1 protein-coding gene is annotated in these 407 nt (G+C 72.5%); it reads right to left on the reverse strand.

What is annotated here, in order from left to right:
- Positions 1 to 180: 180 nt before the first annotated feature.
- On the reverse strand, positions 181 to 407 hold a 227-nt coding region (locus G3I78_RS49720), incomplete at its 5' end, for a DapH/DapD/GlmU-related protein (RefSeq protein ID WP_275424951.1).

A 407-nucleotide genomic window follows, 5' to 3' on the forward strand; every position in this document is an offset into this window, starting at 1 on the left:
TCCCTACGGCGACGTCGTCCTCAGCAGGTCCGAGATGGAGCAGCTCCTTGACGAGCGGCGCGTCCTTGTGTCGAGATCAGCCCGTTCCGACGTCGTCGTCCTGGACAGGGTGGTCGCGCTCGCCGAGCGCTGTCGTCGCGAGCCTGGCACCGAGCTGCGGTTCGAGGGCGACTGAGGGCCTCAGGCGCCGAGCCATCGGACGACGCGCGCGGGCGTGCCGACGACGACGGTGCGTGCGGGGACGTCACGGGTGACGACGGAGCCGGCACCGACGACGGCGTCGTCCCCGATCGTCACCCCGGGGAGGACGGTCACGTTCGCCCCGAGCCATACGTTGCGGCCGAGGACGACGCGCGCGGGGTGCATGTCGGCGCGGCGGGTCGGGTCGGGGTCGTGGTTGAGCGTCG

Origin of the sequence: Streptomyces sp. SID13726, assembly GCF_010548375.1 — a bacterium.
Lineage (GTDB): Bacteria > Actinomycetota > Actinomycetes > Streptomycetales > Streptomycetaceae > Streptomyces.